The sequence below is a fragment of the Intestinirhabdus alba genome, assembly GCF_009711095.1.
Lineage (GTDB): Bacteria > Pseudomonadota > Gammaproteobacteria > Enterobacterales > Enterobacteriaceae > Intestinirhabdus > Intestinirhabdus alba.
Genome location: NZ_WMJZ01000107.1, coordinates 1 through 1,253, shown reverse-complemented (window position 1 = coordinate 1,253; position 1,253 = coordinate 1). Strand labels below are relative to the sequence as shown.

Annotated in this window: 4 protein-coding genes; 2 read left to right on the top strand and 2 right to left on the bottom strand. The window is 43.3% G+C overall.

The features are described from left to right. The first annotated feature begins 19 nt into the window (after positions 1-19). On the top strand, positions 20-352 hold the full coding sequence (locus GJV78_RS23400) for a hypothetical protein (protein ID WP_076009291.1): 333 nt from the start codon (positions 20-22) through the stop codon (positions 350-352). Continuing rightward, positions 339-521: a hypothetical protein gene (locus tag GJV78_RS22610; protein ID WP_155110300.1), complete on the top strand. Its 183-nt coding sequence runs from the start codon at positions 339-341 to the stop codon at positions 519-521. Before GJV78_RS23400 ends, GJV78_RS22610 begins: the two co-directional genes overlap by 14 nt. Here GJV78_RS22610 and GJV78_RS22605 read toward each other — a convergent pair. Then, positions 505-936: a tail fiber assembly protein gene (locus GJV78_RS22605; RefSeq protein ID WP_155110299.1), complete on the bottom strand. Its 432-nt coding sequence runs from the start codon at positions 934-936 to the stop codon at positions 505-507. The two genes, GJV78_RS22610 and GJV78_RS22605, sit on opposite strands and share 17 nt — an antisense overlap. Position 937: 1 nt before the next feature. Beyond that, positions 938-1,253, bottom strand: a 316-nt coding sequence (locus GJV78_RS23395) for a gp53-like domain-containing protein (protein ID WP_456237501.1), incomplete at its 5' end; no start/stop codon positions are given.

Sequence of the window (1,253 nt, the reverse complement as noted above, 5' to 3'; positions counted from 1 at the left end):
AAACCTTGGTTTGGTAGATGTGACAAAAGCACCATACATTAAAAGCCGTGGACGAAACGCCAGCGGCTCTTGGGTCATTTGGTCTGATGGTGCAATAGAATGCATGGGGGGAAGTACAAATTTAGATGGGCTGGCTGTGGTTACGTATCCCATAGCCCTTCCTGAACGAAGCAGAAATATTTGCATCGCCGAGTTAATAGCTACTGATCCGGGTAACTATAACAGCACACATACTTCGATGGTAATTGACTCAACAATTACAAATACTGGTTTTAAAGCACGCTGCCAGATGTTTGATGGCAGTATCTCTGCAAGTTCATTTTCATGGAGGGTTTATTATGCGCCTGTTTAATCCAGTTACTATGACAGAAGTAATTCCAGGGTTTCACGATACGAAGGGGGCTATAGAACTTCCAGAAGATAACTGGTTTTTTACTACTTCCGAGATTAAAAAAGGTAAAAAGCTCGCCGTAAATGAAGATGGCGAGCCAATCTTGATTGAGGTTAGTCAGCAGGATTAACAGGCCAGATAATATCCGGTGCGCTTGCAGTATCTACAGCCTCAAGCGCATCCAGATAATCCAGCCACAGATTGTATTGCGTTAGCCCGTCCCCCGTTAGTCTGCCAATCGCTGCCTTACCAGGCCACTGTTTACCGTTCATGTAATTATTGGCTGAATCTATTCTTTTTTGCTTCTCCACATCAGCGGCGGCAATTAATTCTTCTCGTGTAGGCGGAGGAATATCACCCCATGATGGCATGTTATTTAAAGTTATAAGTTGCTTACCTGTAGGTGGAGTGCCGGAAAACTCATAATAAATGCTGTCACTAACGTTAATGGCATCATGCGGCCAACGATTATTATCAACATAATCAGACCGCCACTCGATGGCATAAAAACGGGACTCTGATGGGCTGAATACAAAACGATTCATATTAATATCCTATAGCTAAAAACATGGCTTCTGAGGTGTTTGTATCTACAGCAATATTCATCATGACCTGAGCGGTAAAACCTGTATTGCTTACCCACTCGCATGAGTTAGTTATCTGTACCCATGTTGATTTGGTAGAAAAAACGCCCCAGCAATTTACAGGGAACGGGACAGGGAAAGTCACTGGCACAGTATTTATTACACCGACAGTAGTCTGATTAGCGAGTGTTCGGCGAAACACCTGAATCTTAAGACCATCAGGGCCTGTAAATAACAAATTATCGGTGTACTGCCCGCTTGCTCTTAAACCAAGGTTT